The sequence below is a fragment of the Faecalibacterium prausnitzii genome (assembly GCF_003287495.1).
Taxonomy (GTDB): domain Bacteria; phylum Bacillota; class Clostridia; order Oscillospirales; family Ruminococcaceae; genus Faecalibacterium; species Faecalibacterium prausnitzii_I.
On record NZ_PRLE01000001.1, the window covers coordinates 115,157 to 136,968 of the forward strand.

The window sequence follows — 21,812 nt, forward strand, 5'->3', positions numbered from 1 at the left end:
GAAAACAGCCGTGCTCCCTGTGCCGCATGGTGGGCGGCAGTGTGCAGAAATTATCATCAGCATCGCCCGGGCGATGCTTTGACCCGAAATTTTAAAAATATAAAACGTATTATCGTATAAATGTTAGAGAATCAGCATCGCGTCTCCGAACGAGAAGAAACGGTAACGCTTCTCAACCGCCACTTTATAGGCCGCCATGGTCTTTTCGTAGCCGTACAGCGCGGACACCAGCATGATGAGGGTGCTCTCCGGCAGGTGGAAGTTGGTGATGAGGCCGTCGATGCAGTTGAACTTGACACCCGGGTACAGGAAGATGGAGGTGTTACCGCTGCAGGCTTTGATCTCGCCATACTTGGCGGCAACGGCTTCCAGGGTGCGGCAGCTGGTGGTTCCAACCGCAATGACGCGGTGCCCGGCGGCCTTGGTCTCCCGGATGCGCTGGGCGGTTTCCTCGCTGATGGAGTACCATTCGCTGTGCATCTTGTGGTCCGCGATCTCATCTTCCATCACGGGGCGGAATGTGCCCAGACCCACATGGAGGGTCACTTCAGCAATGCCGACCCCCTTGGCCCGGATGGTGTCCATCAGCTCCGGAGTGAAATGCAGGCCGGCTGTGGGCGCTGCGGCACTGCCAAGCTCCTTGGCATACACCGTCTGGTACTGGCTCTGGTCTTCCAGCTGTTTGGTGATATAGGGCGGCAGCGGCATTTTGCCAAACTCATCCAGTTTTTCATAAAGGGTCTCTGTGTCATAATAGAATGTAACGTACTTGTTGCCATCCTCCATGGTTTCATCCACCACAGCGGTCAGGGTGCCGTCACCAAAGCTGACCTTGGTGCCGGGCTGCATCCGCTTGCCGGGCTTTGCCAGGCACTCCCACTGGTCGCCTTTGACCTGACGGAGGAGCAGCAGCTCACAGACAGCGCCGGTGGGCTGCTTGATGCCAACGATGCGGGCAGGCAGGACCTTGGAATTGTTGACGACGAGCAGGTCGCCCGGCTCCAGATATTCGGGCAGGTCGTGGAAGATCCGGTGCTGGATGCTGTCGTCTTTCTGGCTCAGAACCATCAGCCGTGCAGAGTCGCGGGGATCTGCGGGCTCCTGTGCAATGAGCTCTTTGGGTAAATCATACCAAAAATCTTTTTTTAACATGAATGCATTTGCCTTTCCGATGATTGACACGAATGCCGTATCAATGTTATCATAAAATCTGTATAGACAGTCTTTATTATATTGCATTCGTGCCTGCTTTGCAAGCGGCGCTTGTGTAAATTTATCTTTTTGAAAGGAAAGGTACTGGAAATGGAAAAACAGTATAGAGTGGGTATCGTTGGTGCAACGGGTATGGTCGGTCAGCGTTTTGTTACGCTGCTGGAGAATCACCCCTGGTTCAAACTGACCACGCTGGCCGCTTCCGGCCGCAGTGCAGGCAAAACCTATGAAGATGCAGTCGGTTCCCGCTGGGCTATGACCAGCCCGATGCCGGAGAGCGTGAAGAAGATGGTGGTGCTGGATGCTTCCCACGTGGAAGAAGTCGCCTCTCAGGTCGATTTTATCTTCTGCGCCGTTAACATGCCCAAAGCCGAGATCAAGGCGCTGGAAGAGGCCTATGCCAAGGCAGAGTGCCCGGTGGTCTCCAACAACAGTGCAAACCGCTTTACCCCGGATGTTCCGATGGTCGTGCCGGAGATCAACGCTGACCATATTGAGATCATCCCGGCACAGCGCAAACGTCTGGGTACCAAGCGCGGTTTTATCGCGGTCAAGTCCAACTGCAGCCTGCAGAGCTATGTGCCTGCCCTGCATCCCCTGATGAAAGACTTTGGCGTCAACAAGGCGCTGGTCTGCACCTATCAGGCCATTTCCGGCGCAGGCAAGACCTTTGACCGGATGCCCGAGATCATCGACAATGTCATCCCCTATATCGGTGGTGAGGAAGAGAAGAGTGAGCGCGAGCCGCTGAAGCTGTGGGGCCACATTGAGGGCAATGAGATCGTCAATGCAGAGAAGCCCACCATCACGGCGCAGTGTTTCCGTGTGCCGGTCTCCGATGGCCACACCGCTGCCGTGTTTGTGAGTTTTGATAAAAAGCCCACCAAAGAGCAGATGCTTGAGGCCTGGGCAAATTTCCGCGGCCCCGCACAGGAGCTCAACCTGCCCAGCGCTCCCAAGCAGTTCCTGCACTACTTTGAGGAAGCGGACCGTCCGCAGCCCAAGCTGGACCGCAATACCGAGAACGGTATGGCTGTCTGCATTGGCCGCCTGCGGGAGGACACCCTGTTTGATTACAAGTTTGCCTGCATGAGCCACAACACCCTGCGCGGTGCTGCAGGCGGCGCTGTCCTGCTGGCAGAGCTGCTGGCAGCCAAGGGCTATTTTGACTAATCTGCGCACAATGCGTTGCAAAGGAGTTTTTTAGCATGAAGAATCCTGTCTTTACGGGTGCGGCTGTCGCCATTATCACCCCGATGTATGAGGACGGCAGTGTCAATTTTGACGAGCTGGGCCGTATCATTGAGGATCAGATCGCACGGGGAACGGACGCCGTTGTCATCTGCGGCACCACCGGCGAGTGCTCTACCATGACCGATGAGGAGCAGCTGGCTGCCATCAAATTTACGGTCGATACGGTCAATCACCGCGTCCCCGTCGTGGCAGGTGCAGGTTCCAACGATACCGATCACGGCTGTGCACTGGCGGCAAAATCTGCTGCCTGCGGCGCGGATGCCCTGCTGCTGGTGACTCCGTACTACAACAAAACCAGCCAGGCGGGCCTGGTGGCTCACTTTACCGCCATGGCCGAAGCCGGCGGCATCCCGGTCATCCTGTACAACGTGCCCTCCCGCACGGGCCTGAACATTGCGCCGGAAACGGCTCTGGAGCTGAGCAAGCATCCGCTCATCAACGGCCTGAAAGAGGCTTCCGGCAACATTTCTCAGGTGGCAAAGATCGCGCAGCTCTGCGGCGATGACCTGAACCTCTATTCCGGCAATGATGACCAGGTGGTTCCCCTGCTGTCTCTGGGCGGCAAGGGCGTTATCAGCGTGGTCTCCAACGTCAAGCCGGAGCTGGTACACAACTGCTGCAAGGCATGGTTTGAGGGAGATGCGGCAAGGGCCTGCGCCCTGCAGCTGGAAATGCTGCCCCTGTGCGAGGCTCTGTTCTGCGAGGTGAACCCCATCCCGGTCAAGTACGCGATGAATGTACTGGGCTGGAACGCAGGCGAGTGCCGCCTGCCGCTGGTGGAGCCCAGCGATGAGCACAAGACCAAGATCGAGCAGGCTCTGGTGGAAGCCGGTCTGATCAAAGAATAACACACGTTGGCAGATGCCCGGCGAGAGGATTCTTCCGGGCATTTTGCCGTATTCTGCATTGCAGGAAAAAGAGGTAAAAACCATGACGGATATTATCATTCAGGGGATTGGCGGCCGGATGGGCCATGTGCTGTGCGACCTGATCGCCCAGAGGGAGGACTGCCGCGTCATTGCCGGCATTGATGTGAAAGACGGCGAGCAGAACGGCATTCCCGTGTATGACAGTCTGGACAAGCTGGAGGGCAAGGGCGATGTCATCATCGATTTCAGCTCCCCTGCTGCCGTGGAAAAGGCCCTGCCCTACTGTGAGGCTCACAAGCTGCCCATCGTGGTCTGCACCACGGGCCTTTCCGAAGAGCTGCAGCTCAAGGTGGTGCAGCTGTCCCGTAGCATCCCGGTGTTCAAGAGCGCCAACATGTCCATGGGCATCAATGTCCTGTCGGAGCTGTGCAAGCGTGCTTCGGCCATCCTGGGCGTGAATTACGACGTGGAGATCGTGGAACAGCATCACCACAACAAGTTGGATGCCCCCAGCGGCACGGCCCTGATGCTGGCAGACGCGATCAATGAGGAGAACGATGGCGCTTACCACTACGTCTATGACCGTTCCTCTGTGCGCCAGAAGCGTGACCCGAAAGAGATCGGCATCAGCTCGGTGCGCGGCGGCAGCATCGTGGGCGACCACGAGGTACTGTTCTGCGGCCCGGACGAGGTCATCACCCTCAAGCACACCGCCTATTCCCGCAATATTTTTGCAAATGGAGCCATCAACGCGGCTGTTTATCTTGCGAAAAAGGAGCCGGGGCTGTACAATATGAGTGATATGATCGCGGAAATGTGAGCCAGATGTCACATGTTTCTCCGCTGAGGCCCGCAAGGGCAGAATGGAGGGTTTTCTTATGTACGGTGTTTCCAAAATCAGCATTGAGCCAAGCCTCATGATGATCAGCGTGCAGGATGTCGAGTTCAAAGGCAACAGCCTGGCACGCTATTTGCAGATCTTTGCCGACACAGGCGTTGTGGTGGATATGATCAGTCAGAGCGCTCCCCATGGCACCACGATGGATTTCAGCTTTACGGCATCCAGCAGTGACCTGCCGTTGGTGATGAAAGCCATTTCGGCAGCCAATCTGGATAAGGACGCCAAAGCGGCTCCCCTCATCAGCGTGGGCTATTCTAAGCTGAACCTGTTTGGCGAAGAGATGGTCACCAGCTGCGGTGTGGCCGCCCGTGCTCTGAATGCCCTTGCCATGGCAGGCATTGAGGTGCTGCTGATCACCACCAGCGATCTGGATATCTCCCTGCTGGTGCGGGCGGAGAACGAAGATGCCGCCTATGAAGCCCTGAAGAAAGCATACGAGCTGTAACTTCCCGGATCTGCTTCATTAAAAATTTTACAGGCAAAAAGAAAGCCCGGAACGGCTTCTCCGTACATGAGAAAACCGTTCCGGGCTTTTTACAATCAAATCGACAGGCCTTGCGGGGCTTATTACAGCGTCACTTTGTGGTAGACCTTTTTCCCCTTTTTGATGACGATGCCCTTTGCCAGCTGTTCAGCGGTAAAGCTGGCCGTGGGAGCCGAAACTTTTTCGCCATCCACCAGGACGCCTCCCTGGGTGACGAGGCGGCGGGCCTCACCGTTGGAGGCAGCCAGACCGGCCTTGACCATCAAGGTCAGGATGCCGATGGAGCCATCGTTCAGGTCCGCGTCCGTCAGCTGGGTGGTGGGCATGTGCTCGGTGTCAGCCTCGCCGCTGAACAGAGCACGGGCGGCGTTCTGGGCCTTGACAGCCTCTTCCTCACCGTGGACCATCTTGGTCAGCTCATAGGCCAGGATCTCCTTGGCCTCATTCAGGCGCTCGTCTTTCCAGGTGCTCATCTCGTCGATCTGCTCCAGAGGCAGGAACGTCAGCATCCGGATGCACTTCATGACATCGGCATCACCGACATTGCGCCAGTACTGGTAGAACTCGAACGGGCTGGTCTTGTTGGGGTCGAGCCAGACAGCGTTGCCAGCGGTCTTGCCCATCTTCTTGCCCTGAGAATCGGTCAGCAGGGTGATGGTCATAGCGTAGGCATCTTTCCCCAACTTACGGCGGATAAGCTCCGTACCGCCCAGCATATTGCTCCACTGATCGTCGCCGCCAAACTGCATATTGCAGCCGTAGTGCTGGAACATGTAGTAGAAGTCGTAGCTCTGCATGATCATGTAGTTGAACTCGAGGAACGACAGGCCTTTCTCCATGCGCTGTTTGTAGCACTCGGCACGGAGCATGTTGTTAACGGAGAAGCAGGCACCTACTTCACGCAGCAGCTCCACGTAGTTCAGGTTCAGCAGCCAGTCGGCGTTGTTCAGCATCAGAGCCTTGCCCTCAGAGAAGTCAATGAAATGCTCCATCTGCTTTTTGAAGCAGGCAGCATTGTGGGCAATGTCCTCCTTGGTGAGCATCTTGCGCATGTCGGTACGGCCGGAGGGATCGCCGATCATGGTGGTGCCGCCGCCAATCAGGGCGATGGGGCGGTTGCCGGCCATCTGCAGCCGCTTCATCAGGGTCAGGGCCATAAAATGGCCGGCAGTCAGGCTGTCAGCGGTGCAGTCAAAGCCGATGTAGAATGTTGCCTTGCCGTTGTTGATGAGGTCAATGATCTCTTCGTCGGTGATCTGCGCCACCAGGCCGCGGGCTTTGAGTTCTTCGTACAAAGTCATAGAAAAATCCTCCTGTTTCTGGGGCAGAGGGAAAAGAAAACGCCCTCTGCCAAACGTGAAATTTGGCAGAGGGCGAGAAAAATCGCGGTACCACCTCTGTTTGCCGCTCCCTCACGGAAACGGCCTCACGAGTGCACTCCTCAGAGACGGAGGACACTCCTGCGTTTGTAACGCTCGCACGCGGCACAGCCTACTGGAAAATTCGTTCAGCCTGCAGCTCCGGGAGGTATTTCGCCTGCTGTTCTGCACGCCCCTTGCACCAACCGGGGCCTCTCTGGGCAGAACCGTTCAGGGTACTTATTCCCGTCATCGCTTTTCACAAGGGTTAGTTTATCACACGAAAAGCGGGTTGTCAACGCCCATTCCGGGTCTGCTCCAGCATTTCGCGGGCATTGGCGCGAGAAAGCTCCGTCACGTGGTCGCCGGAGATGAGATGCGCCAGTGCATCCACGCGGCCGTCTTCATCCAGCGGATGGATCTCGGTATAGGTCCGCTCATTGGCGATGTTTTTCTGGATCAGCAGGTGGCAGTCCGCCAGGGCCGCGATCTGCGCCGTGTGGGTGATGCACAGAATCTGATGTCCCTCTGCACTCTGGCGCAGTACCTCACCAATACGGCTGGCTGCTTTGCCCGAAACGCCGCTGTCGATCTCATCGTAAATGACGGTCGGCACAGCGTCTTTGTCTGCCATGGCGTTTTTGATGGCCAGCGTGATGCGGCTCAGCTCACCGCCCGAGGCGATTTTCGCCAGCGGTTTGGGCGCTTCACCGGGGTTTGTGGAGATATAAAACTCGACGCTGTCCTGCCCGTGGCTGGCCAGAGGCCCGCGGGCGTGGTGCAGAGTCATCCGCACACCGGGCATGTTCAGGAAGTCCAGTGTCCCAGAGATTCGTTTGTTCAGCTCTTCAAAGGCTTTCAGGCGGGTCTGCGTCAGTGTCTCTGCCTTTTCCCGAGCCAGAACGTACAGCCGATGCTGCTCTGCCTGCAGATGTTCTACCCGCTCCTGGGAAGACTGGATCAGTTCCAGCTCCTCCCGGGCTTTCTGCCCGAACGCGATGATATCCTCGACCGTATCACCATACTTCCGTTTGAGTTTATAAATGAGATCAATGCGCTGCTCGATCTCATCCAGTTCGGCGTCATTGGTCTCATAGGCGTCCAGACGGCCGATCAGGTCTGCAGCAGCGTCTTTTGCATTGTAGTAAAGGTCCAGCAGCTGCCCGGCACTGGTCGAGAGCTCGCCGTCCAGCTGGGCGGCCGCGTCCACGGCATTGGAGGCCTCCCCCAGCAGATCGACAGCACCCGGGGTCTCATCGTCACCGGAGAGCAGCGCATAGCATTGCGCGATGCGGTCCCGGATGGTAGAAGCATTGGACAGTACCTTGCGGCGGCTTTCCAGCGTCTGCTCTTCCCCGGCGGTCAGCGCGGCATCTTCGATCTCCTGCACCTGATAGCTCAACAGGTCGATACGGCGCTGTTTTTCACTCTCGTCCGTAATCTGAGCGTCCAGTTCCCGCTTGATCTTGACCAGCTCCCGATAAACGGCATAATACTCCTGATACTCGGTACGATTCTGGGCATAGGCGTCCAGAATGCTCTCGTGGTGGGCCGGGTTCAACAGTCCAACGGAATCGTGCTGGCCGTTGATGTTGATGAGCCCGCCGCACAACTCCCGCAAGATCGCTGCGGTGGCAGGCATCCCGTTGATGCGGCAGGTGCTCTTGCCCTCAGCGGTGATCTCACGGCTCAGGAGCAGTGCTTCAGAGCGCTCATACCCGGCTTTTTCCAGACTGTCCAGCACAGCAGGCGGAACATTTTCAAATGCCGCCCGGATCACCGCCTTTGCAGCACCGGTACGCACCAGATCTTTGGAGGTACGGTTGCCAAGAATGGCGTTGATGGAATCAATGAGAATGGATTTGCCCGCGCCCGTCTCGCCCGTGAGGACGTTGAGGCCTTTTTCAAAATGGACATTGGCCTTTTGGATGACGGCCACATTTTCAATTTGCAGGCTGCTTAACATGCTTTGTTCTCCTGCCCTACCCTTTTCTTGTTAGTGCTGCCCGATGTGGTGGGTCAGCTCATTGCAGATGGTTTTGGCATCCCGTTCGGAACGCGCCACAATGAGGAACGTATCATCACCGGAAAGGGTACCGACAACATTCTTCCACTTGAGCGCGTCAAACACCTCGCAGGCAGCATTTGCCATGCCGGAGTAGCATTTTACCAGCACTACATGGCCGGCATAGTCTACCCCCAGCACCGACTCGTGAAAGATCGTTTCAAAGCGGCCCTGCATTTTAGGGTTCAGACTCTCATTGTGGCTGGAAACGTAGCGGTAGCCATCACTGGTGGCTGCTTTGACCAGGCAAAGCTCCCGGATATCCCGGGAGATGGTAGCCTGCGTGACAGCAAAGCCTTCTTCCCGCAGGTGCTCCAGCAATACCTCCTGCCGGCTGATGGGATGCTCCTGAATCAGCCGCAGAATCGTCTGCTGACGCTCGGCTTTCCCTTTGGCGTCTCCGGAAGTGGTTCGGTTCATACGCAATCCCTCTTTCGTTATCGTCTGCTCCGCAGTTTCTGGTCAATGGCCTGGAACTGGTCGGCGTTTCCAAATGTGATGAGCTGTACGATCTGGTTGGACAGGCGGATCTCGGCCGTTGCACCTGCCCGCATAGGGTAGCCGGAGACCCCGTCACAGCTGAGGAAGACCTCATCATCTGCCACCTGCCCGACACAAATGTTGATCTTGCGCTCCTGTGCGAATACCATAGCGGGGCTAGCAAGGCTGTGGGGGCAGATGGGCGTTACCACAATGCCCTTGGTCCGGGAGTCCAGGATAGGCCCGCCTGCGGCCAGCGAATAGGCTGTGGAACCTGTGGGCGTGGCCACAATGACACCGTCGCCCCGGTAATGTTCTACCAGAATATCATCGCAGTAAATGCTGAAATCAATAGCCTGCTGCAAACGGCCCTTGGTCACGACAACATCGTTCAGGGCGTGGCCTTTCCAGTTGTCTTCTCCCAGCACCCGCGCATAGAGCAGCATCCGGCTGTCCAGCGAGTACTCGCCCCTGGCAACCGCCGCCAGCTTTGTTTCCATTTCGTCCACCTCACAGGTGGCCAGAAAGCCGCAGCGGCCCAGGTTGACGCCGAGGATGGGCTTTTTGTACTCCAGCGTGAGGTTGGCTTCGTGCAGGATGGTGCCGTCGCCGCCAATGGTCAGGATGACGTCTGCCTGCTGCAGGCACTCTTTTTCCGGCAGGTAAGAAACGCCCATGGTGTTGCAGCTGGCCTGCAGTTCTTCCCGCATCAGGACATGGGAACCATGGTTGAGCAGGATCTGCGCGGCACGCACAGCAATGACATCCGCCAACTGTTTGTCAGGGTTCGGGGAGATCATAACGGTCATACGGCGTTTCCTCCTGCCAGTTTATTTGTCCAGCGTGGAATGGCTTGCAGCAACCACCTGCTCGGCCACAGAATCATCCAGAACGCCTGGCTGCTCACTCTTCTGTACAAACATCAAGTACTCAATGTTGCCCTCAGGGCCCTTGACGGGGCTGAAATCCAGCCCGCATACTTTGAACCCGTTGGCGGCTGCGTAGCCCATTGCATTGTGCAGCACTTCGCGGTGGGTAGCCGGGTCACGCACGACACCGTTCTTGCCAACTTTCTCGCGGCCAGCCTCAAACTGAGGCTTGACCAGGCAGACACCCATGGCGTCCGGCGTAGTGATCGCCTGTGCCACCGGGAAAATATGATGCAGCGAGATAAACGAGACATCCACGCTGAAAAACTCAATGGGCTCTTCCAGCATATCAGGGGTAACATTGCGGATGTTCGTCCGCTCCATATTCACCACCCGCTCGTCGGTGCGCAGGCTCCAGGCCAGCTGGCCGTAGCCGACATCCACCGCGTAGACCTTGACCGCACCGTTCTGCAGCATACAATCGGTAAAACCGCCGGTCGAGGCACCAATGTCCATACAGACTTTTCCATTCGGGGTCAGCGGGAAGCACTGCATGGCTTTTTCCAGCTTCAGGCCGCCGCGGCTGACATAACCGATATCATGGCCACGCACTTCCACTTTGGCATCTTCTTTGATCATTTCACCGGCTTTGTCTACTTTCTGCTCGTTGACAAAGACAACACCTGCCATGATCATGGCTTTGGCGCGCTCACGGCTCTGGATGAGTCCGTGCTGCACCAGATATTGGTCCAATCGAATTTTCAAACCTTGGCCTCTCCTTTCGCTTCCGGGGCCTGTACGGCCTCCCGCACCGCCTGTGCCAGATGCTCCGCATCCAGCCCGGTCACCTGCTTGATCTGGGGCACCGTGGCATGGGGCAGGCAGAGCTGCTCCACCGCTGTGTGAATGTATCTGCCGTTCCATCCGGCGTGCTGCAGGGCCATTTCCAGATGCTCTCCAATGCCGCCGCAGGCGACGCACTCTTCTGCCATCAGAACAACGTCATACCGCATGATCTCGCGGATGAGTTCTTCCGTAAAGGGGAAGATCTTCACGAGCTTGTAAACATCACAGGGGATGTTTTCCGCGCCCAGCAGCTTTGCCGCGTTCAGTACATCCTCCACTTCGTCCGCATAGCTGACCAGAACGATCTTTGCGCCCGGCGCAGTGTAGAGGTGATCGTACTCCTTACCGGAGCAGCCATACTGCGCCAATGCCTTGCTCTCACCGCCGCGCGGGTAGCGGATGGCGCGGGGGCCCTGCATCTCATTGCTCAGCAGAATGGGGAGCCAGTATTTGAGCTCTGCATAGTTGGAGGGAGAATAGATGGGCATCCCAACCTGGCTGAGGAATGCCGGGTCATAGATGCCCTGATGCGTCTCACCATCGGCCGGGACAAAACCGGCACGGTCAATGGCGAAGACCACATTCTCTTTCAACAGGTTGACGTCATGAATGATCTGATCGTAGGAACGCTGGAGGAATGTGGAATAAATACACACCACCGGGAGCATTCCCTGGCTGGCCAGACCGGCCGCAAAAGTCACAGCGTGCTGTTCTGCCATGCCAACATCAAAAAAGCGCTTGGGGTGCGTATGGTAGAAGAACTGCAGGCCAGTGCCATATTTCATGGCGGCGGTAATGGCACAGATCTTCTCATTCTCACTTCCCTGCTTATTGAGCAGGTTGCCAAACACGGTCGAGAACGATTCTTTCGGAGCTACCTCCGGGTCCGGGATACTGTGAACCAAATCAAAGGTCGAAACGCCATGGAAGTTGCCGGGGTTTGCCTCTGCCGGGGCGTAGCCCTTGCCCTTTTTGGTCACAACATGGAGGAAATGGGGGCCGGGCTGGCTGCAGATGGCGCGCAGCGCGCGCTCCAGCTCTGCTTCGTTATGGCCGTCAATGGGTCCGAAATAATGGAACCCCATATCCTCAAACATGGTAGAATGGTACATGGCCCGGCGCACCATGCTCTTACCGCCCTGAATGGCGGATTTGAGCGGCGGACCGACCACGGGGACTCCATCCAGAAACGTCCGGACGTTCTCTTTTGCATCAATGTAACGGCTCGTGGTGCGCAGATGGCTGAAATACCGTGCCAGCGCACCAACGTTTTTGGAAATGGACATCTTGTTGTCGTTGAGGACCACCAGCAGGTTGTCCAGCCCGCCAATGTTGTTCATCCCCTCGTAGACCATGCCGCCCGTGAACGAGCCATCGCCAATGACGGCAACCACATGGCCCGGCTCCCCCCGCAGTTTCCTGGCCCAGGCCATGCCAATAGCCAGGGAGAGCGAGGTGTTGCCGTGACCCGCCACAAAGGCGTCATGGACGCTCTCTTTTGGGTTGGGGAAACCGGAAATGCCATCCAGCTGCCGCAGCTTGGCAAAGCCCTCCCGGCGGCCGGTCAGCAGTTTATGGGTATAGCACTGATGACCGACATCAAACACGATCTCGTCTTTCGGCGTTTCCAATACGCGGTGCAATGCAACGGTCAGCTCTACCGCACCGAGGTTGGAGGCGAGATGTCCACCTGTTTTGGAAACATGATCCAGCAGAAATGCCCGGATCTCTTCACACAGCTGATTGACCTGCCCGCTCGAAAGCTTTTTCAAATCGCTAGGCTGTGAAATTTTTTCGAGCAAAGGAAAATTCATAGCTCCACGTCCTTCTCATTTTTCTTCCTGAAAATTCTCACACCGGGCTCATCGGGTAAAGGAGCCCTACCGCAACACCGACCAGAACGCCTGCCACCACCTGCAGCGGTGTATGGCCGACCATCTCTTTCAGGTGCATGTTCTGCAAAAACGGCGAATTTTGCTCACTGATGTCGATCCACTGCTCGATCATCTGGTTCAACACCTTGGCCTGCTCGCCGGTCTCATGCCGCACGCCCATGGCGTCGTGCATGGTGATAATGGCGACAACACTTGCAACTGCAAAGATCGAGGAGCCGACTCCCGCGCTGCGTGCCGTTGCGATGACCATTGCACAAACGGTCGCGCTGTGTGCGCTGGGCATACCGCCGTCGCCCCACATCCGCTCCAGCTGAAATTTGCCGAGCAGGATAAAATTGATGATCGTCTTGAGCACCTGGGCTACAAACCAGCCCAGAAGCGATACGGTCAGGATCTCGTTTACCGAGAACAGATCTTTGATCAATTGCATGTTTTGTCCACCTTCTTGTGTATTTCCTCAGCTGCGCCGGACCAGAAGCTCCCTGGCCAGCTCCACCAGGAACGCGCTCTTCTCCCCGAACTCCCGGTGGAGCGAAACGCAGGTCTCGTTGTTCAATTTCTTGGCCAGCTCCATAGCGCCGTCTGTGCCAAACAGGGTCACAAACGTGGTCTTGCCGTTCTCGCTATCGCTGCCAATGGGCTTGCCCAGCTGCTCCTGTGAGCCGACTACATCCAGCACGTCATCCACGATCTGGAACACCAGACCGATGCCGTACGCATAGTCTTCCAGCTCTTTGCTCTGCTGTTCCGTTGCCTGTGCGGCGGCGGCACCCATCTGGATGGCAGCATTGATGAGCGCACCCGTCTTGTGGCGGTGGATCAGGCGCAGTTGTTCTTCAGTGGCGGCAAGTGCCTCATATTTGAGGTCCAGCTCCTGGCCGTAGACCATACCGTGGCTGCCAGCCCCAATGCCCAGTGCCTGTGCGGCACGGACACGGATCTCAGCCGAAGCCGGAGCGTGTGCAATGGCGTTGAATGCTTCCGTCAGCAGGACATCGCCGGCCAGCATGGCAGTGGCTTCTCCAAATGCCTTGTGGCAGGAGGGTTTGCCGCGGCGCAGGTCATCGTTGTCCATGCAGGGCAGGTCATCATGGATGAGAGAATAGCAGTGCAGCATCTCAACCGCCGCCGCAAACTGCTCGGCTGCCTCGGCATTGCCATGGAGCATATCGCAGACGGACAGCACCAGTACCGCACGGATGCGCTTGCCGCCGCTCATCAGGCTGTAGCGGGCCGCGCGGCAGACCTCGGATTCCTCCGGCAGGTAGGTATTGCAGGCGGCTTCCAGTGCACGGTCGACCCGGGCAAGATATTCATGATACTGCTTTTCGTAATCCATATGGACTTCCTCCTTCAATCGTCGGCTGCAGCGGGCTTTGCCGCGCTGCGTTTTGCGTCGATCTCGTCGATCTGCAGAGAAGCTTTTTCCAGCGTCGCTCTGCAATATTCCATCAGTGAGGCCGCTTCCGCGTACAGCTTGACCGATTCGGCCAGTGTGGTATCCTCACTTTGCATCTGGGTTAAAATCGTATCCAGACGGGCCATCCCGTCCTCAAAGGTTTTGGGTGCTCTCATCTTGTTCCTCCACGGAGATGACTGTGCAATGTGCAAGTTTTGCAGCTCCCCGCACAGTGACCGTATCTCCTGCACGCAGAGAATCCGCGGTGCAGAGCTTTTTGTTTTTATCGTAGAGCATGGCATAGCCGCGGGCCAGCACCTGATAAGGGCTCAGGGAGCCAGCCAGGGCCGCGGCGTGGCCGAGCTGCTCTTTTTTGTTACGGAGCGTTTGCTGCATCACCTGCTGAAGCTGCTCCTGCCGTGCAGCAAGGCTCTGCCGCCGAGCGGCCAGCGGAGTGCGTACCGCTTCCGGCGAAAGCGTCTGCTCCGCCTGCATAAGCTCATTATAGCATATTTTCAGCTGGTTTTGCATTATATTCTGAATATTTTGTTCCAGGTTGTATAATTTGCGTGCCAGTTCCGCCCTGTCTGGTACAGCCAGCTCTGCTGCTGCAGAAGGGGTAGGCGCACGCTGATCTGCAACAAAGTCCAGAATCGTGAAATCGATCTCGTGTCCGATGGCACTGATGAGGGGCGTTTTGCAGCGGTAAGCTGCCCGGGCAATGATCTCCGCGTTGAAGACCCAGAGGTCTTCCCGACTGCCGCCGCCACGGGCCACAATGATGGTGTCCACTTCCCCGCTTTTATCCAGCCGGTCGATGGCGGCTGCGATCTCTTTGGCGGCTTCAAAGCCCTGCACGTTGACCGGGCAGAGCAGCAGCCGCACCGCAGGCCAGCGGCGGGAGATGATGTTGCGGATATCCTGCAGCGCAGCTCCCGTTTTGCTGGTAACAATCCCGATGCATTTGGGGTAAGCAGGCAGCGGCTTTTTGTGCTCTGGAGCAAACAGGCCCTCTTGTTCCAGCTTTGCTTTCAGCTGCTCAAAGGCCAGCTGTGCGGAGCCGATGCCATCCGGAAACATATCGTTGACATAGACCTGAAATGCACCATCCCGCTCATAAAGGGTGGCACGGCAGCGGACGATGACTTTCATTCCCTCTTCCGGGCGGAAGCCAAGCCGCCGCGCGTCCGAGCGGAACATGACCGCTTTCACACTGCTGGCCTCATCCCGGAGGGAAAAATAGCAGTGTCCGCTCCGGGAATTCTGCACAAAATTAGCGATCTCACCTCGCAGAGCCAGATCAAACAAAATGTCGTTTGCATCCAGAAGTGTTTTGACATACTGGTTCAGGGCAGAAACCGAGATCACTTCAGCCATAATCCGGCCTCCCGTGCCGCCAGGATCGAAACTCCAATGGCGTTATCGCTGGAGTACTGTCCCGGCACAAAGTAGACCTTGGGCAGACGCTGCTGCACCCAGGCATGGATAATATCACTGCTCATCACGCCGCCGGCGCAGACCACGGGGAGCCCGGGATATTCTTTCTGGGCCGCTTTTGTCATTTTCACAACGGTATCGGCCACGCAGAGCAGGCAGTACTTGCAGACATACTCCGGGCTTTTGCCCTCTTTGAGCAGGGCATTGCACTGATTTTCCAGCCCGGAGAGGCTGCACTGCATCCCTCTGACACTGGATCTTGGCTTGATAGGCTCGGTACAGTTTGCCGCAAGGTGAGAAACTTCCGCACCCGCCGGGAAGCCAAAGCCAAGTTTGACACCCACCCGATCCACAGCCTGTCCGGCATAGAGGTCTGTGCTGGTGCCAAGGGTCTCGATGCGTCGGACTTCATCACAGAGCAGCAGGTCGGTGGTGCCGCCGGAAATATGAAACAGCAGCACTTTCTGGCGGAACAGTTTGTCCCCCTCCGCAGCAAAAAGCGCGGCGGCCGCATGGCCCTGCTGGTGCGTCGTATGGATGAGCGGGATGCCCCGGGCCAGCGCAAAGGCCGTGGCCGCGTTGACGCCTGCCAGGAAGCAGGGCATATAACTTCCCTCCACCGGACGCGGTTTCTGGGAGACGCCCACCGCTGCGATTTGGGTCAGATCAAACTCATGACCAAGCTCTTCCAGCATTTCCGGGAGTGCAACCGTGTGGTGGAACAACGCATCACTCTGGCGCAGCCCAAGCTGGCCCTCCTTGACCGGGAGAAACCGCTTCTTTGCGCAAACAACCTCTCCGGCTGTATCAAAAACGGCCAGAGAGGTTGCATAGTTGCTTGTGTCGATTCCAAGTGTGTAACAGCTCACAGCTCTTCAGACTCCATCGCATCGGCAGCATCGAGCCCTTTCTCGCGGGCTACTGCACCCAGCAGACCGTTAACGAACTGGTAGTCCTCGTCTGCGCCGTATTTCTTGGTCAGTTCAACCGCCTCGTTGATGACAACGCCAGGCTTTTTCTCGTCGCCGTACAGCATCTCTGCCAGAGCAAGACGCAGCACGGTCAGGCTGACACGGGGCAGACGCTCCATGGTCCAGTTGCGCAGATGGTCACGGATGAGGTCATCCACCTCAGCCGAGTGGCCGTAGTAAGCGCGCAGCAGGCGCTGACCGAACACATCCACAGGATGCTCTTCGTCGCACTCTGCGTGGTTATCGAGTGCTTCTTCCAGAGCGATATCACCAAAGGTCTGAGAAAATGCCAGCAGAAAGGCGTTTTCGCGGGCTTCACGACGGGGCAAAATTTTATCCATAATATTCCTCTCGCAGCAGGGCATTCCGCGGCCACAGCCGCAGAAGCCCTGCTTTTGTTTTTATTCACATTCTTTGGGGTTGATCAGTCGATTGCGGCATCCTGTGCCGGAGCAAGGCCCGCGATCACAAGGTCTACACGGCTGACGGTGACGTTCGTCATGTTCTGGACGGCTGTTTTGACGTTTTCCTGCACCTTTTCCGCCACGGAGGGGATGCGCGCGCCGAATGCGACGACGAGATGCAGGGTGATCTCAGCCGTGCCATCCCGCATTTCTACCGTAACAGGAGACTGCACGTTCGCACGCTCCAAAAAGTCTTTTACTTTCCGGTTCTGGCTGCCGCAGGAAACTTCTGCAACGCCCGCTACTTCCAATGCGGCACAACGCGCAATCTTACCCAGGACTTCGGTCGAAATCTGCAGGCTGCCGCCTCTAAGATCCATATTCTGTAATTCCATTCTATGGTCCTCCATCCAAAATGAGCGCAAACTCATTCTATTTTGTTTTGGTCTGTGCAGAGAATTCTCCCTGCCATTGAATGCTTACTGTTATTATACCATTCTTTCTGCATTTTCACAACACCTTACTTCACTTCTACCACAGTGATATTCTGGGCGGTCACAGAGCTTTTACTCAAAACGATGTCCCGGATCTGTGCCACCTGCGCGGCAGTCAGAGCGTCGCCGGAGGTCATGACGGTCAGATCAGCCCGGCCGGACTGCAAAAAGCACAGGCAGTCCGCGAAGCCTTTGGCTTTGACCAGCGTTTCGATCTCATTTTCCGCATTGAGGTCTTCCAGGTTTCCGGTCAGTTGCTGCGCGTAGGATTTCTTTTCCTCGGCGGAGAGGTTGGAGCTTTTGAGCGTTTTCTGGATGGTATCCAGTGCGGCATCGTGGGCTTTTTCCCGCTTGAGGCGGGCTTCTTCAAAAAATTTGGAGCCGGAGTCGTTTGCCACGCTGACAAGCTGTGCTTCGCCGTAATTCTTGTTGGCACTGGAAACCGCTTCTGCTTCCGTCATCAACCCATCCGTGATGGGAGAAGCCGCAACAGCCTCCGCTTCTGTCTCGACCACAGCGGCTGAAACATTGACCGCATCTTCATTCAGGCTGACTCCGGTGCGGGAATATTGCCAGTTAAGGTAAACTGCTACCACCAGAGCGGCGGCCAATGTAATGGCAGTGGCCTTGCGGGTCGTACTTTTTGCAGTGGCTCTCATGTTCGTTCCTCCTTGCAAATACAAATCGCAAATACAAATCAGTTTCGGGTACGGCGCTGCTCAACACAGACGCGGTTGGACGGAACATCCAGCAGGGCACCTACCAGCTCTGTGATGCGGGAGGCGACCCGGACATCTCCGCCGCCCTCGCAGACGACCGCCACACCGCAGATGGTCGGTAGATAAACAGTTTGTTCCAGTGCGGTCCCGTCGTCCAGCAGCACATGAGTCTGCTGCGTCTGGGTCTGTCCCGAGAGCGTGTCCAAGGCATAAACGGTCTCCTCCCCGCTTTCCAGTGTGAGCATCACAGTGGTCTTTCCTGCTCCCTGTACCTGCTCGATCAGCTCTGTCAGCTGCTGCTCCAGCTGTGTTTTGTAAGTACCCTCCTCCGGAGATACAGCCTGCGGTGCCGCCGGGGCTTTTGCCGGGAACAATTCTGAAAGCAAAATGAGCGCCATGGCGATGCAACCCAGAACCAATGCAAGCCGTGCACGGTTCTGCTTTTTCAGCAGGGTTTGCAGCCGCTTCCTCAGTTCCGAAAGTTCTGGCTTCATGGTGTTTCCTCCCCCGCTGCGGCGATCCGGATCTGTTTCGGCAGCAGCTGAAGCTTTTCCTGCAAAAAGGCCCCTGCCTGCTGCCGTTCTTCCGCGGTACAGTTTGCCGGGAGCGTCATTTGTGCGGAACAAATAGCGACAACCGAATCGGTCTCTTTCAGCATCACGGCTACCGAAGCTTCTCTCCCGGTTTTCGTGCACCACTGTTCCGCGAGTGTCTGTTCCAGCTGCGCCTGCGTCTGCGCTAAAATGGCCGTTTCGGGCGATGCAATGGAAACCGGCTCCTGCATTGGAACTAAAAACGCCCGGAGCTGCACATGGGCTTGCGGCACGGTGCGGGCAAACACTACTAGAATATATAGCCCTGCCACGGCTTTTATGCACCGCCGGGCCCAGGTGCTGCCCGCCAGTTGCGTGGTCAGCTCTGCACAGATACAGGCGATACAGAAAATCGCCACGGCCCGTTCCAACGGCTGCATTTACCCACCTCCCGCAAGAAACAAAAATACCGTTCCCATTATAAATAATCCAAAGAAAAGCGCGGCTGCTGCCGCCATACAACGGACAGCTTCGGCAAAGCAATCCAGTAAGGCCTTACAGCGGATGTTCCCTGTCAGGCTGCAAAACAGGCTGCATCCGCACAAAAGAGCCAGCTGGAGCATCATGCCAAGATACAGCGGGAAAAATTCCGCCCCAAGAAACGCAATGGCCGCAAGGCCGAGGCCGCTTTTCAAGAGCTGGATTCCTGCGAGAAACGCTTCTGAAACATCGCTTAAAGTCTGTCCTACAATGGGGACGCTCCCGGCCAGAAGCCGGCCTGTGCGGAGCGCGGCACGGTCCAGCTGCAATGCTGTAACCCGCTGCAACCCCAGCAAAAGTGCCAGAAACTTCCCCGCCCAATGAAGTGCCTGGCGCAGCAAAGCGCCTGTACTTTGGCAGAAAGCGGCAAGCCCGTGATCTGTGCTGATGCAGCAGGCCATGCTGAGAGCCAGATAGCATTGCAGCAAGGGCCGGACAAATGCTGTCAGGCACTGCGCCAGAAAGCAGAGGATCGTCAGAAAAAATCCGCTGGCCGCGCTGCCTGCTGCCGTTTCCCCACCCATGGTCAGGACTCCGGCATAGACCGGGAGAAACCCCAGCAAAAAGCCGCGCCACTCTCCCATCTGTGCACAGAGCTGTTCCGCAAGCGTGAGGAGCTTGCTCCAGAGGAGAACACCGCACCCACCTGCCGCGATCAGATCAAGCAGTTCGCCGTTGGTGGTCTCACTTGTCAGAAAAGACAAAAGCGCAACAAGGAGCAAAAATAACAGCGCATCCGTGCTGCCACGCAGTGTCTCCTGCAAGGCAGCTGCCATGGAACCGTGGAAGAGCTTTTTTAAGGAATCGAGCGGGGCATCCGCAAAATCCGAAATGCTTATCGGGCTTTGTTCGAGGTAAGGCTGCCACTGTTCTGCCCCGGGGATGCCGGATAGAGTTGTTTCGTCCAGAGCCAGTGCCGCCGGGGGAATAATGCAGAGGCTTGTCCAGACCAGAAAAAGGGCAAAAAGAAGCTTTTTGAATCCATGTTGTTTCATCCAAGAACACTCCAGATCCGTTGTCCGATCTCTTCCAGCAGCGGCCACGCCGCCGCCAGAACCAAAAGCCGCCCAGCCAGCGAAGCGCACCATGCCAGCGATTCCGCTCCGGCTTCCTCGCAGAGCGTCCGTGCGTAGTCGGTCAGCAGAACGATGCCCGTACAGCGCAGCAGACAGCCGTATGCATCTCCGCCGGCGCGCTGCTCCAACCGGACAAGCCCGGAAAGAACACTTTGCGCGGCACTCCCGACCCGGGCCAGCAAAATCAGGGCCGCAGCCATGGAAACCAGCAGTGAAAAAGTGGGGGCACTTTTCTGGAACAGTGCGTACAAAACTGCCGCCAGCACGGCAATGGCAAGGCTGGAAAGAGCAAGGCTCATAATGCGAATAAAGATTTTATGGTGATAAACAATGCGCTGATCTGCTTGACCAGAATGGACAAAACTACCACGAGCCCGGCCAATGTCGTCATCATGGCCTGATCTTCCCGGCCGGAGCGGATCAGCAACTGGTTGAGCACCGCTACGATGATGCCGATGGCCGCAATTTTGAAAATGAGATCAATTTCCATTGCCCGGTTTCCTCCCTGTATTTGAAACGAAGTTTTGCGCTTTAAAAAAGGAGAATGGCTGCCGTAAGTCCAAGAAGTATCCCGAGTTTCGGGGCAAGCACCAGGCGGCTCTGCGCAGCTTTTTCCTGCTGCTGCAAAAAGCTGCGGAAGCGCTCTTGATAAAATGCCAGCCTGCTGCACTCCTGTTCTGCTTCCGTATGGCCAAGGGCGGAAAAACACTCCGCAAAGCAGGCGGCTTCCTGCGGAGAGAAACTCTGCGGTGGAATGGCCGTCTGAATCATTTTGGCGGAGCAGAAGAGTTTGTGCTCACGCTGTAACTTTTTCGCCAGCATGTTCAGGTCAGCCCGGCGGAATGTGATCTCCTGCTCGATCTCCTCCAGGAGCGCAATGGTTTGCCGGAGTGCTTCCAGATGCTCCTGCGTGCGGATGCAGACGGCATCCCCTGCGCACCAGCCGCACACCACCAAAAAGAATGTGCCCACCAGCCGTAAAGCCGTCATAACATCCGCACCGCGGCAACCTGACCCGGATGATCACGGCCACGAAGCAGCACGGCAGCCTGCAACGCCCCGCAGGCTCGGAATTCCTGCAGCTGTGGGCGGCAGAATGCTTCTTCCCAGCTGGAGGCATGGAGAGTGGCAATAATGGCGGCACCACTGAACATTCCCTGTTCCAGCGCCCGGACTTCTTCCGTGCCACCAAGCTCGTCCAGCAGGATAAACTGGGGCGAGAGGGTGCGCAAAGCCATCTGGACAGCCATTGCCTTGGGCAGACCTGAAATTTCATCAACGGCCATGAGTTTCTGCTCGTAAGGGACGGTGGATCCCGGGCAGATTTCCCGGCGTTCATCAATGACGCAGACGGTTTTGTCCTGTGCGGCCAGTGCCTGCGCTATGCTACGCAAAAGGGTGGTTTTGCCACTGTCCGGCTCGCCGATCAAAAGCACCCCCGTCAGCCTTTGTTCCAGCAGGCCGCGCAGTTCTTCTGGTAAGGTGATCCATTTCCGCCGGGCAATGCGGAGGTTGACTGAGTGGAGCTGCTGCAAAACCGCGCCCTGTGTTGGATGCAGAAAAAAGCGTCCGCCAAGACCTGCCCGGCAGCCATTTGGCAGGGTGACATACCCTTGGGCGACTTCCGCCTGATGGGTGTGGACAGAGCCGTCGCAGAGCGTGAGGAAAATCTCATCCATCTGCAGCTGGGTCAACACGATTTGCCGGAGCGCCGGGACGCAGGCCGACGTGCAGAGAACGCCGGAAATGGTCATCTGCACCGGACAGCCCACCCGCAGCCGAATCTCATGGACCTGCTCTGCCAGTTCAACCGGGAGTTCTGCCAGCGGCCGGGAAAGCCAGCTGGGCAGAGACTGAATCGCGCGGTAATACTCGTCCATTTTTATTTCCCCTTTCCGGACGGTTTTGGATTTTTAGTCCTCTTGTCCTCACTGTATGGCGGCAGGCTTGCATTTAGAACCGCAGCAAAAAAGCAGCCCCACGGTGGAGCACTTTCCACGGTAAGG

General features: G+C 56.9%; 26 protein-coding genes and 1 other annotated feature. Of the genes, 4 read left to right on the forward strand and 22 right to left on the reverse strand.

The genetic code is table 11. From position 1 onward, the window contains the following. Nucleotides 1-123: 123 nt before the first annotated feature. Entirely contained in the window at nt 124-1,152 is a 1,029-nt protein-coding gene (gene queA, locus C4N22_RS00575; RefSeq protein ID WP_112147595.1) for a tRNA preQ1(34) S-adenosylmethionine ribosyltransferase-isomerase QueA, read from the reverse strand. A gap of 150 nt (nt 1,153-1,302) precedes the next feature. On the opposite strand from queA, the gene asd reads away from it, so the two are divergent. From asd to C4N22_RS00595, 4 genes are all read left to right on the forward strand, one after another. Further along, the gene (gene asd, locus C4N22_RS00580) at nt 1,303-2,385 is read left to right on the forward strand and encodes an aspartate-semialdehyde dehydrogenase (RefSeq protein ID WP_112147596.1); all 1,083 of its coding nucleotides are present in this window, start codon (nt 1,303-1,305) and stop codon (nt 2,383-2,385) included. A gap of 35 nt (nt 2,386-2,420) precedes the next feature. After that, nucleotides 2,421-3,314 (forward strand): 4-hydroxy-tetrahydrodipicolinate synthase, encoded by an 894-nt coding sequence (gene dapA, locus C4N22_RS00585; RefSeq protein WP_112147597.1) that lies wholly within the window; start codon nt 2,421-2,423, stop codon nt 3,312-3,314. Between the two features lie 82 nt (nt 3,315-3,396). Beyond that, on the forward strand, nt 3,397-4,155 hold the full coding sequence (dapB, locus tag C4N22_RS00590; RefSeq protein WP_112114880.1) for a 4-hydroxy-tetrahydrodipicolinate reductase: 759 nt from the start codon (nt 3,397-3,399) through the stop codon (nt 4,153-4,155). Nucleotides 4,156-4,213: 58 nt separating this feature from the next. Then, nucleotides 4,214-4,681 (forward strand): ACT domain-containing protein, encoded by a 468-nt coding sequence (locus C4N22_RS00595; protein ID WP_112114879.1) that lies wholly within the window; start codon nt 4,214-4,216, stop codon nt 4,679-4,681. Nucleotides 4,682-4,803: 122 nt separating this feature from the next. Here C4N22_RS00595 and tyrS read toward each other — a convergent pair whose 3' ends face one another. The 21 genes from tyrS to C4N22_RS00700 form a co-directional block, all read right to left on the reverse strand. After that, a complete protein-coding gene (tyrS, locus tag C4N22_RS00600; protein WP_022257182.1) occupies nt 4,804-6,021 on the reverse strand; it encodes a tyrosine--tRNA ligase in 1,218 nt (405 codons plus the stop codon). Nucleotides 6,022-6,086: 65 nt separating this feature from the next. Then, nucleotides 6,087-6,340: a binding site (T-box leader), on the reverse strand. Nucleotides 6,341-6,373: 33 nt separating this feature from the next. Next, nucleotides 6,374-8,044, reverse strand: a complete 1,671-nt coding sequence (gene recN / locus C4N22_RS00605; RefSeq protein ID WP_112147598.1) for a DNA repair protein RecN — start codon at nt 8,042-8,044, stop codon at nt 6,374-6,376. Nucleotides 8,045-8,074: 30 nt separating this feature from the next. After that, the gene (locus tag C4N22_RS00610; protein WP_022257180.1) at nt 8,075-8,563 is read right to left on the reverse strand and encodes an arginine repressor; all 489 of its coding nucleotides are present in this window, start codon (nt 8,561-8,563) and stop codon (nt 8,075-8,077) included. A 17-nt stretch (nt 8,564-8,580) separates the two neighbouring features. Continuing rightward, on the reverse strand, nt 8,581-9,432 hold the full coding sequence (locus C4N22_RS00615; protein WP_112147599.1) for an NAD(+)/NADH kinase: 852 nt from the start codon (nt 9,430-9,432) through the stop codon (nt 8,581-8,583). 21 nt (nt 9,433-9,453) lie between these two features. After that, a complete protein-coding gene (locus tag C4N22_RS00620; RefSeq protein WP_022257178.1) occupies nt 9,454-10,257 on the reverse strand; it encodes a TlyA family RNA methyltransferase in 804 nt (267 codons plus the stop codon). After that, entirely contained in the window at nt 10,254-12,152 is a 1,899-nt protein-coding gene (gene dxs / locus C4N22_RS00625; protein WP_112147600.1) for a 1-deoxy-D-xylulose-5-phosphate synthase, read from the reverse strand. Before dxs ends, C4N22_RS00620 begins: the two co-directional genes overlap by 4 nt. A 37-nt stretch (nt 12,153-12,189) precedes the next feature. Further along, nucleotides 12,190-12,663, reverse strand: a complete 474-nt coding sequence (locus C4N22_RS00630) for a divergent PAP2 family protein (protein WP_022257176.1) — start codon at nt 12,661-12,663, stop codon at nt 12,190-12,192. A 27-nt stretch (nt 12,664-12,690) separates the two neighbouring features. Beyond that, a complete protein-coding gene (locus C4N22_RS00635; RefSeq protein WP_112147601.1) occupies nt 12,691-13,572 on the reverse strand; it encodes a polyprenyl synthetase family protein in 882 nt (293 codons plus the stop codon). 14 nt (nt 13,573-13,586) lie between these two features. Continuing rightward, nucleotides 13,587-13,808, reverse strand: a complete 222-nt coding sequence (gene xseB / locus C4N22_RS00640; protein ID WP_022257174.1) for an exodeoxyribonuclease VII small subunit — start codon at nt 13,806-13,808, stop codon at nt 13,587-13,589. Further along, entirely contained in the window at nt 13,786-15,009 is a 1,224-nt protein-coding gene (xseA, locus tag C4N22_RS00645) for an exodeoxyribonuclease VII large subunit (RefSeq protein WP_112147602.1), read from the reverse strand. The genes xseB and xseA overlap by 23 nt, the downstream gene beginning before the upstream one ends. Beyond that, entirely contained in the window at nt 14,997-15,938 is a 942-nt protein-coding gene (locus tag C4N22_RS00650; protein ID WP_112147603.1) for a glycoprotease, read from the reverse strand. Before C4N22_RS00650 ends, xseA begins: the two co-directional genes overlap by 13 nt. After that, nucleotides 15,935-16,381 carry a transcription antitermination factor NusB gene (nusB, locus tag C4N22_RS00655; RefSeq protein ID WP_022257171.1) on the reverse strand — a complete coding sequence of 149 codons (447 nt, stop codon included), beginning with the start codon at nt 16,379-16,381 and terminating at the stop codon, nt 15,935-15,937. Before nusB ends, C4N22_RS00650 begins: the two co-directional genes overlap by 4 nt. An 83-nt stretch (nt 16,382-16,464) precedes the next feature. Beyond that, nucleotides 16,465-16,854: an Asp23/Gls24 family envelope stress response protein gene (locus C4N22_RS00660; RefSeq protein ID WP_112114990.1), complete on the reverse strand. Its 390-nt coding sequence runs from the start codon at nt 16,852-16,854 to the stop codon at nt 16,465-16,467. Nucleotides 16,855-16,964: 110 nt separating this feature from the next. Next, the gene (locus tag C4N22_RS00665) at nt 16,965-17,597 is read right to left on the reverse strand and encodes a SpoIIIAH-like family protein (RefSeq protein ID WP_112114873.1); all 633 of its coding nucleotides are present in this window, start codon (nt 17,595-17,597) and stop codon (nt 16,965-16,967) included. Nucleotides 17,598-17,635: 38 nt separating this feature from the next. Next, the gene (locus C4N22_RS00670) at nt 17,636-18,151 is read right to left on the reverse strand and encodes a stage III sporulation protein AG (protein WP_112147604.1); all 516 of its coding nucleotides are present in this window, start codon (nt 18,149-18,151) and stop codon (nt 17,636-17,638) included. Then, nucleotides 18,148-18,630, reverse strand: a complete 483-nt coding sequence (locus tag C4N22_RS00675; RefSeq protein ID WP_112147605.1) for a hypothetical protein — start codon at nt 18,628-18,630, stop codon at nt 18,148-18,150. The genes C4N22_RS00670 and C4N22_RS00675 overlap by 4 nt, the downstream gene beginning before the upstream one ends. Then, nucleotides 18,631-19,818: a stage III sporulation protein AE gene (locus C4N22_RS00680; RefSeq protein ID WP_242980910.1), complete on the reverse strand. Its 1,188-nt coding sequence runs from the start codon at nt 19,816-19,818 to the stop codon at nt 18,631-18,633. Next, nucleotides 19,722-20,105: a SpoIIIAC/SpoIIIAD family protein gene (locus tag C4N22_RS00685; RefSeq protein ID WP_112147607.1), complete on the reverse strand. Its 384-nt coding sequence runs from the start codon at nt 20,103-20,105 to the stop codon at nt 19,722-19,724. The genes C4N22_RS00680 and C4N22_RS00685 overlap by 97 nt, the downstream gene beginning before the upstream one ends. Then, nucleotides 20,102-20,296, reverse strand: coding sequence for a stage III sporulation protein AC (gene spoIIIAC, locus C4N22_RS00690; RefSeq protein WP_112147608.1), 195 nt, complete (start codon nt 20,294-20,296; stop codon nt 20,102-20,104). Before spoIIIAC ends, C4N22_RS00685 begins: the two co-directional genes overlap by 4 nt. A gap of 41 nt (nt 20,297-20,337) precedes the next feature. After that, complete coding sequence (locus C4N22_RS00695) at nt 20,338-20,796, reverse strand: hypothetical protein (RefSeq protein WP_112147609.1); 459 nt, start codon at nt 20,794-20,796, stop codon at nt 20,338-20,340. Next, nucleotides 20,793-21,686 (reverse strand): ATPase, T2SS/T4P/T4SS family, encoded by an 894-nt coding sequence (locus C4N22_RS00700; RefSeq protein WP_112147610.1) that lies wholly within the window; start codon nt 21,684-21,686, stop codon nt 20,793-20,795. Before C4N22_RS00700 ends, C4N22_RS00695 begins: the two co-directional genes overlap by 4 nt. Nucleotides 21,687-21,812 lie beyond the last annotated feature (126 nt).

Coding starts and splice junctions, on each gene's coding strand:
- queA (WP_112147595.1), bottom strand. CDS start 1,152: ATGTTAAAAAAAGATTTTTGGTATGATTTACCCAAAGAGCTCATTGCA.
- asd (WP_112147596.1), top strand. CDS start 1,303: ATGGAAAAACAGTATAGAGTGGGTATCGTTGGTGCAACGGGTATGGTC.
- dapA (WP_112147597.1), top strand. CDS start 2,421: ATGAAGAATCCTGTCTTTACGGGTGCGGCTGTCGCCATTATCACCCCG.
- dapB (WP_112114880.1), top strand. CDS start 3,397: ATGACGGATATTATCATTCAGGGGATTGGCGGCCGGATGGGCCATGTG.
- C4N22_RS00595 (WP_112114879.1), top strand. CDS start 4,214: ATGTACGGTGTTTCCAAAATCAGCATTGAGCCAAGCCTCATGATGATC.
- tyrS (WP_022257182.1), bottom strand. CDS start 6,021: ATGACTTTGTACGAAGAACTCAAAGCCCGCGGCCTGGTGGCGCAGATC.
- recN (WP_112147598.1), bottom strand. CDS start 8,044: ATGTTAAGCAGCCTGCAAATTGAAAATGTGGCCGTCATCCAAAAGGCC.
- C4N22_RS00610 (WP_022257180.1), bottom strand. CDS start 8,563: ATGAACCGAACCACTTCCGGAGACGCCAAAGGGAAAGCCGAGCGTCAG.
- C4N22_RS00615 (WP_112147599.1), bottom strand. CDS start 9,432: ATGACCGTTATGATCTCCCCGAACCCTGACAAACAGTTGGCGGATGTC.
- dxs (WP_112147600.1), bottom strand. CDS start 12,152: ATGAATTTTCCTTTGCTCGAAAAAATTTCACAGCCTAGCGATTTGAAA.
- C4N22_RS00630 (WP_022257176.1), bottom strand. CDS start 12,663: ATGCAATTGATCAAAGATCTGTTCTCGGTAAACGAGATCCTGACCGTA.
- C4N22_RS00635 (WP_112147601.1), bottom strand. CDS start 13,572: ATGGATTACGAAAAGCAGTATCATGAATATCTTGCCCGGGTCGACCGT.
- xseB (WP_022257174.1), bottom strand. CDS start 13,808: ATGAGAGCACCCAAAACCTTTGAGGACGGGATGGCCCGTCTGGATACG.
- xseA (WP_112147602.1), bottom strand. CDS start 15,009: ATGGCTGAAGTGATCTCGGTTTCTGCCCTGAACCAGTATGTCAAAACA.
- nusB (WP_022257171.1), bottom strand. CDS start 16,381: ATGGATAAAATTTTGCCCCGTCGTGAAGCCCGCGAAAACGCCTTTCTG.
- C4N22_RS00660 (WP_112114990.1), bottom strand. CDS start 16,854: ATGGAGGACCATAGAATGGAATTACAGAATATGGATCTTAGAGGCGGC.
- C4N22_RS00665 (WP_112114873.1), bottom strand. CDS start 17,597: ATGAGAGCCACTGCAAAAAGTACGACCCGCAAGGCCACTGCCATTACA.
- C4N22_RS00670 (WP_112147604.1), bottom strand. CDS start 18,151: ATGAAGCCAGAACTTTCGGAACTGAGGAAGCGGCTGCAAACCCTGCTG.
- C4N22_RS00675 (WP_112147605.1), bottom strand. CDS start 18,630: ATGCAGCCGTTGGAACGGGCCGTGGCGATTTTCTGTATCGCCTGTATC.
- C4N22_RS00680 (WP_242980910.1), bottom strand. CDS start 19,818: ATGGTGCGCTTCGCTGGCTGGGCGGCTTTTGGTTCTGGCGGCGGCGTG.
- C4N22_RS00685 (WP_112147607.1), bottom strand. CDS start 20,105: ATGAGCCTTGCTCTTTCCAGCCTTGCCATTGCCGTGCTGGCGGCAGTT.
- spoIIIAC (WP_112147608.1), bottom strand. CDS start 20,296: ATGGAAATTGATCTCATTTTCAAAATTGCGGCCATCGGCATCATCGTA.
- C4N22_RS00695 (WP_112147609.1), bottom strand. CDS start 20,796: ATGACGGCTTTACGGCTGGTGGGCACATTCTTTTTGGTGGTGTGCGGC.
- C4N22_RS00700 (WP_112147610.1), bottom strand. CDS start 21,686: ATGGACGAGTATTACCGCGCGATTCAGTCTCTGCCCAGCTGGCTTTCC.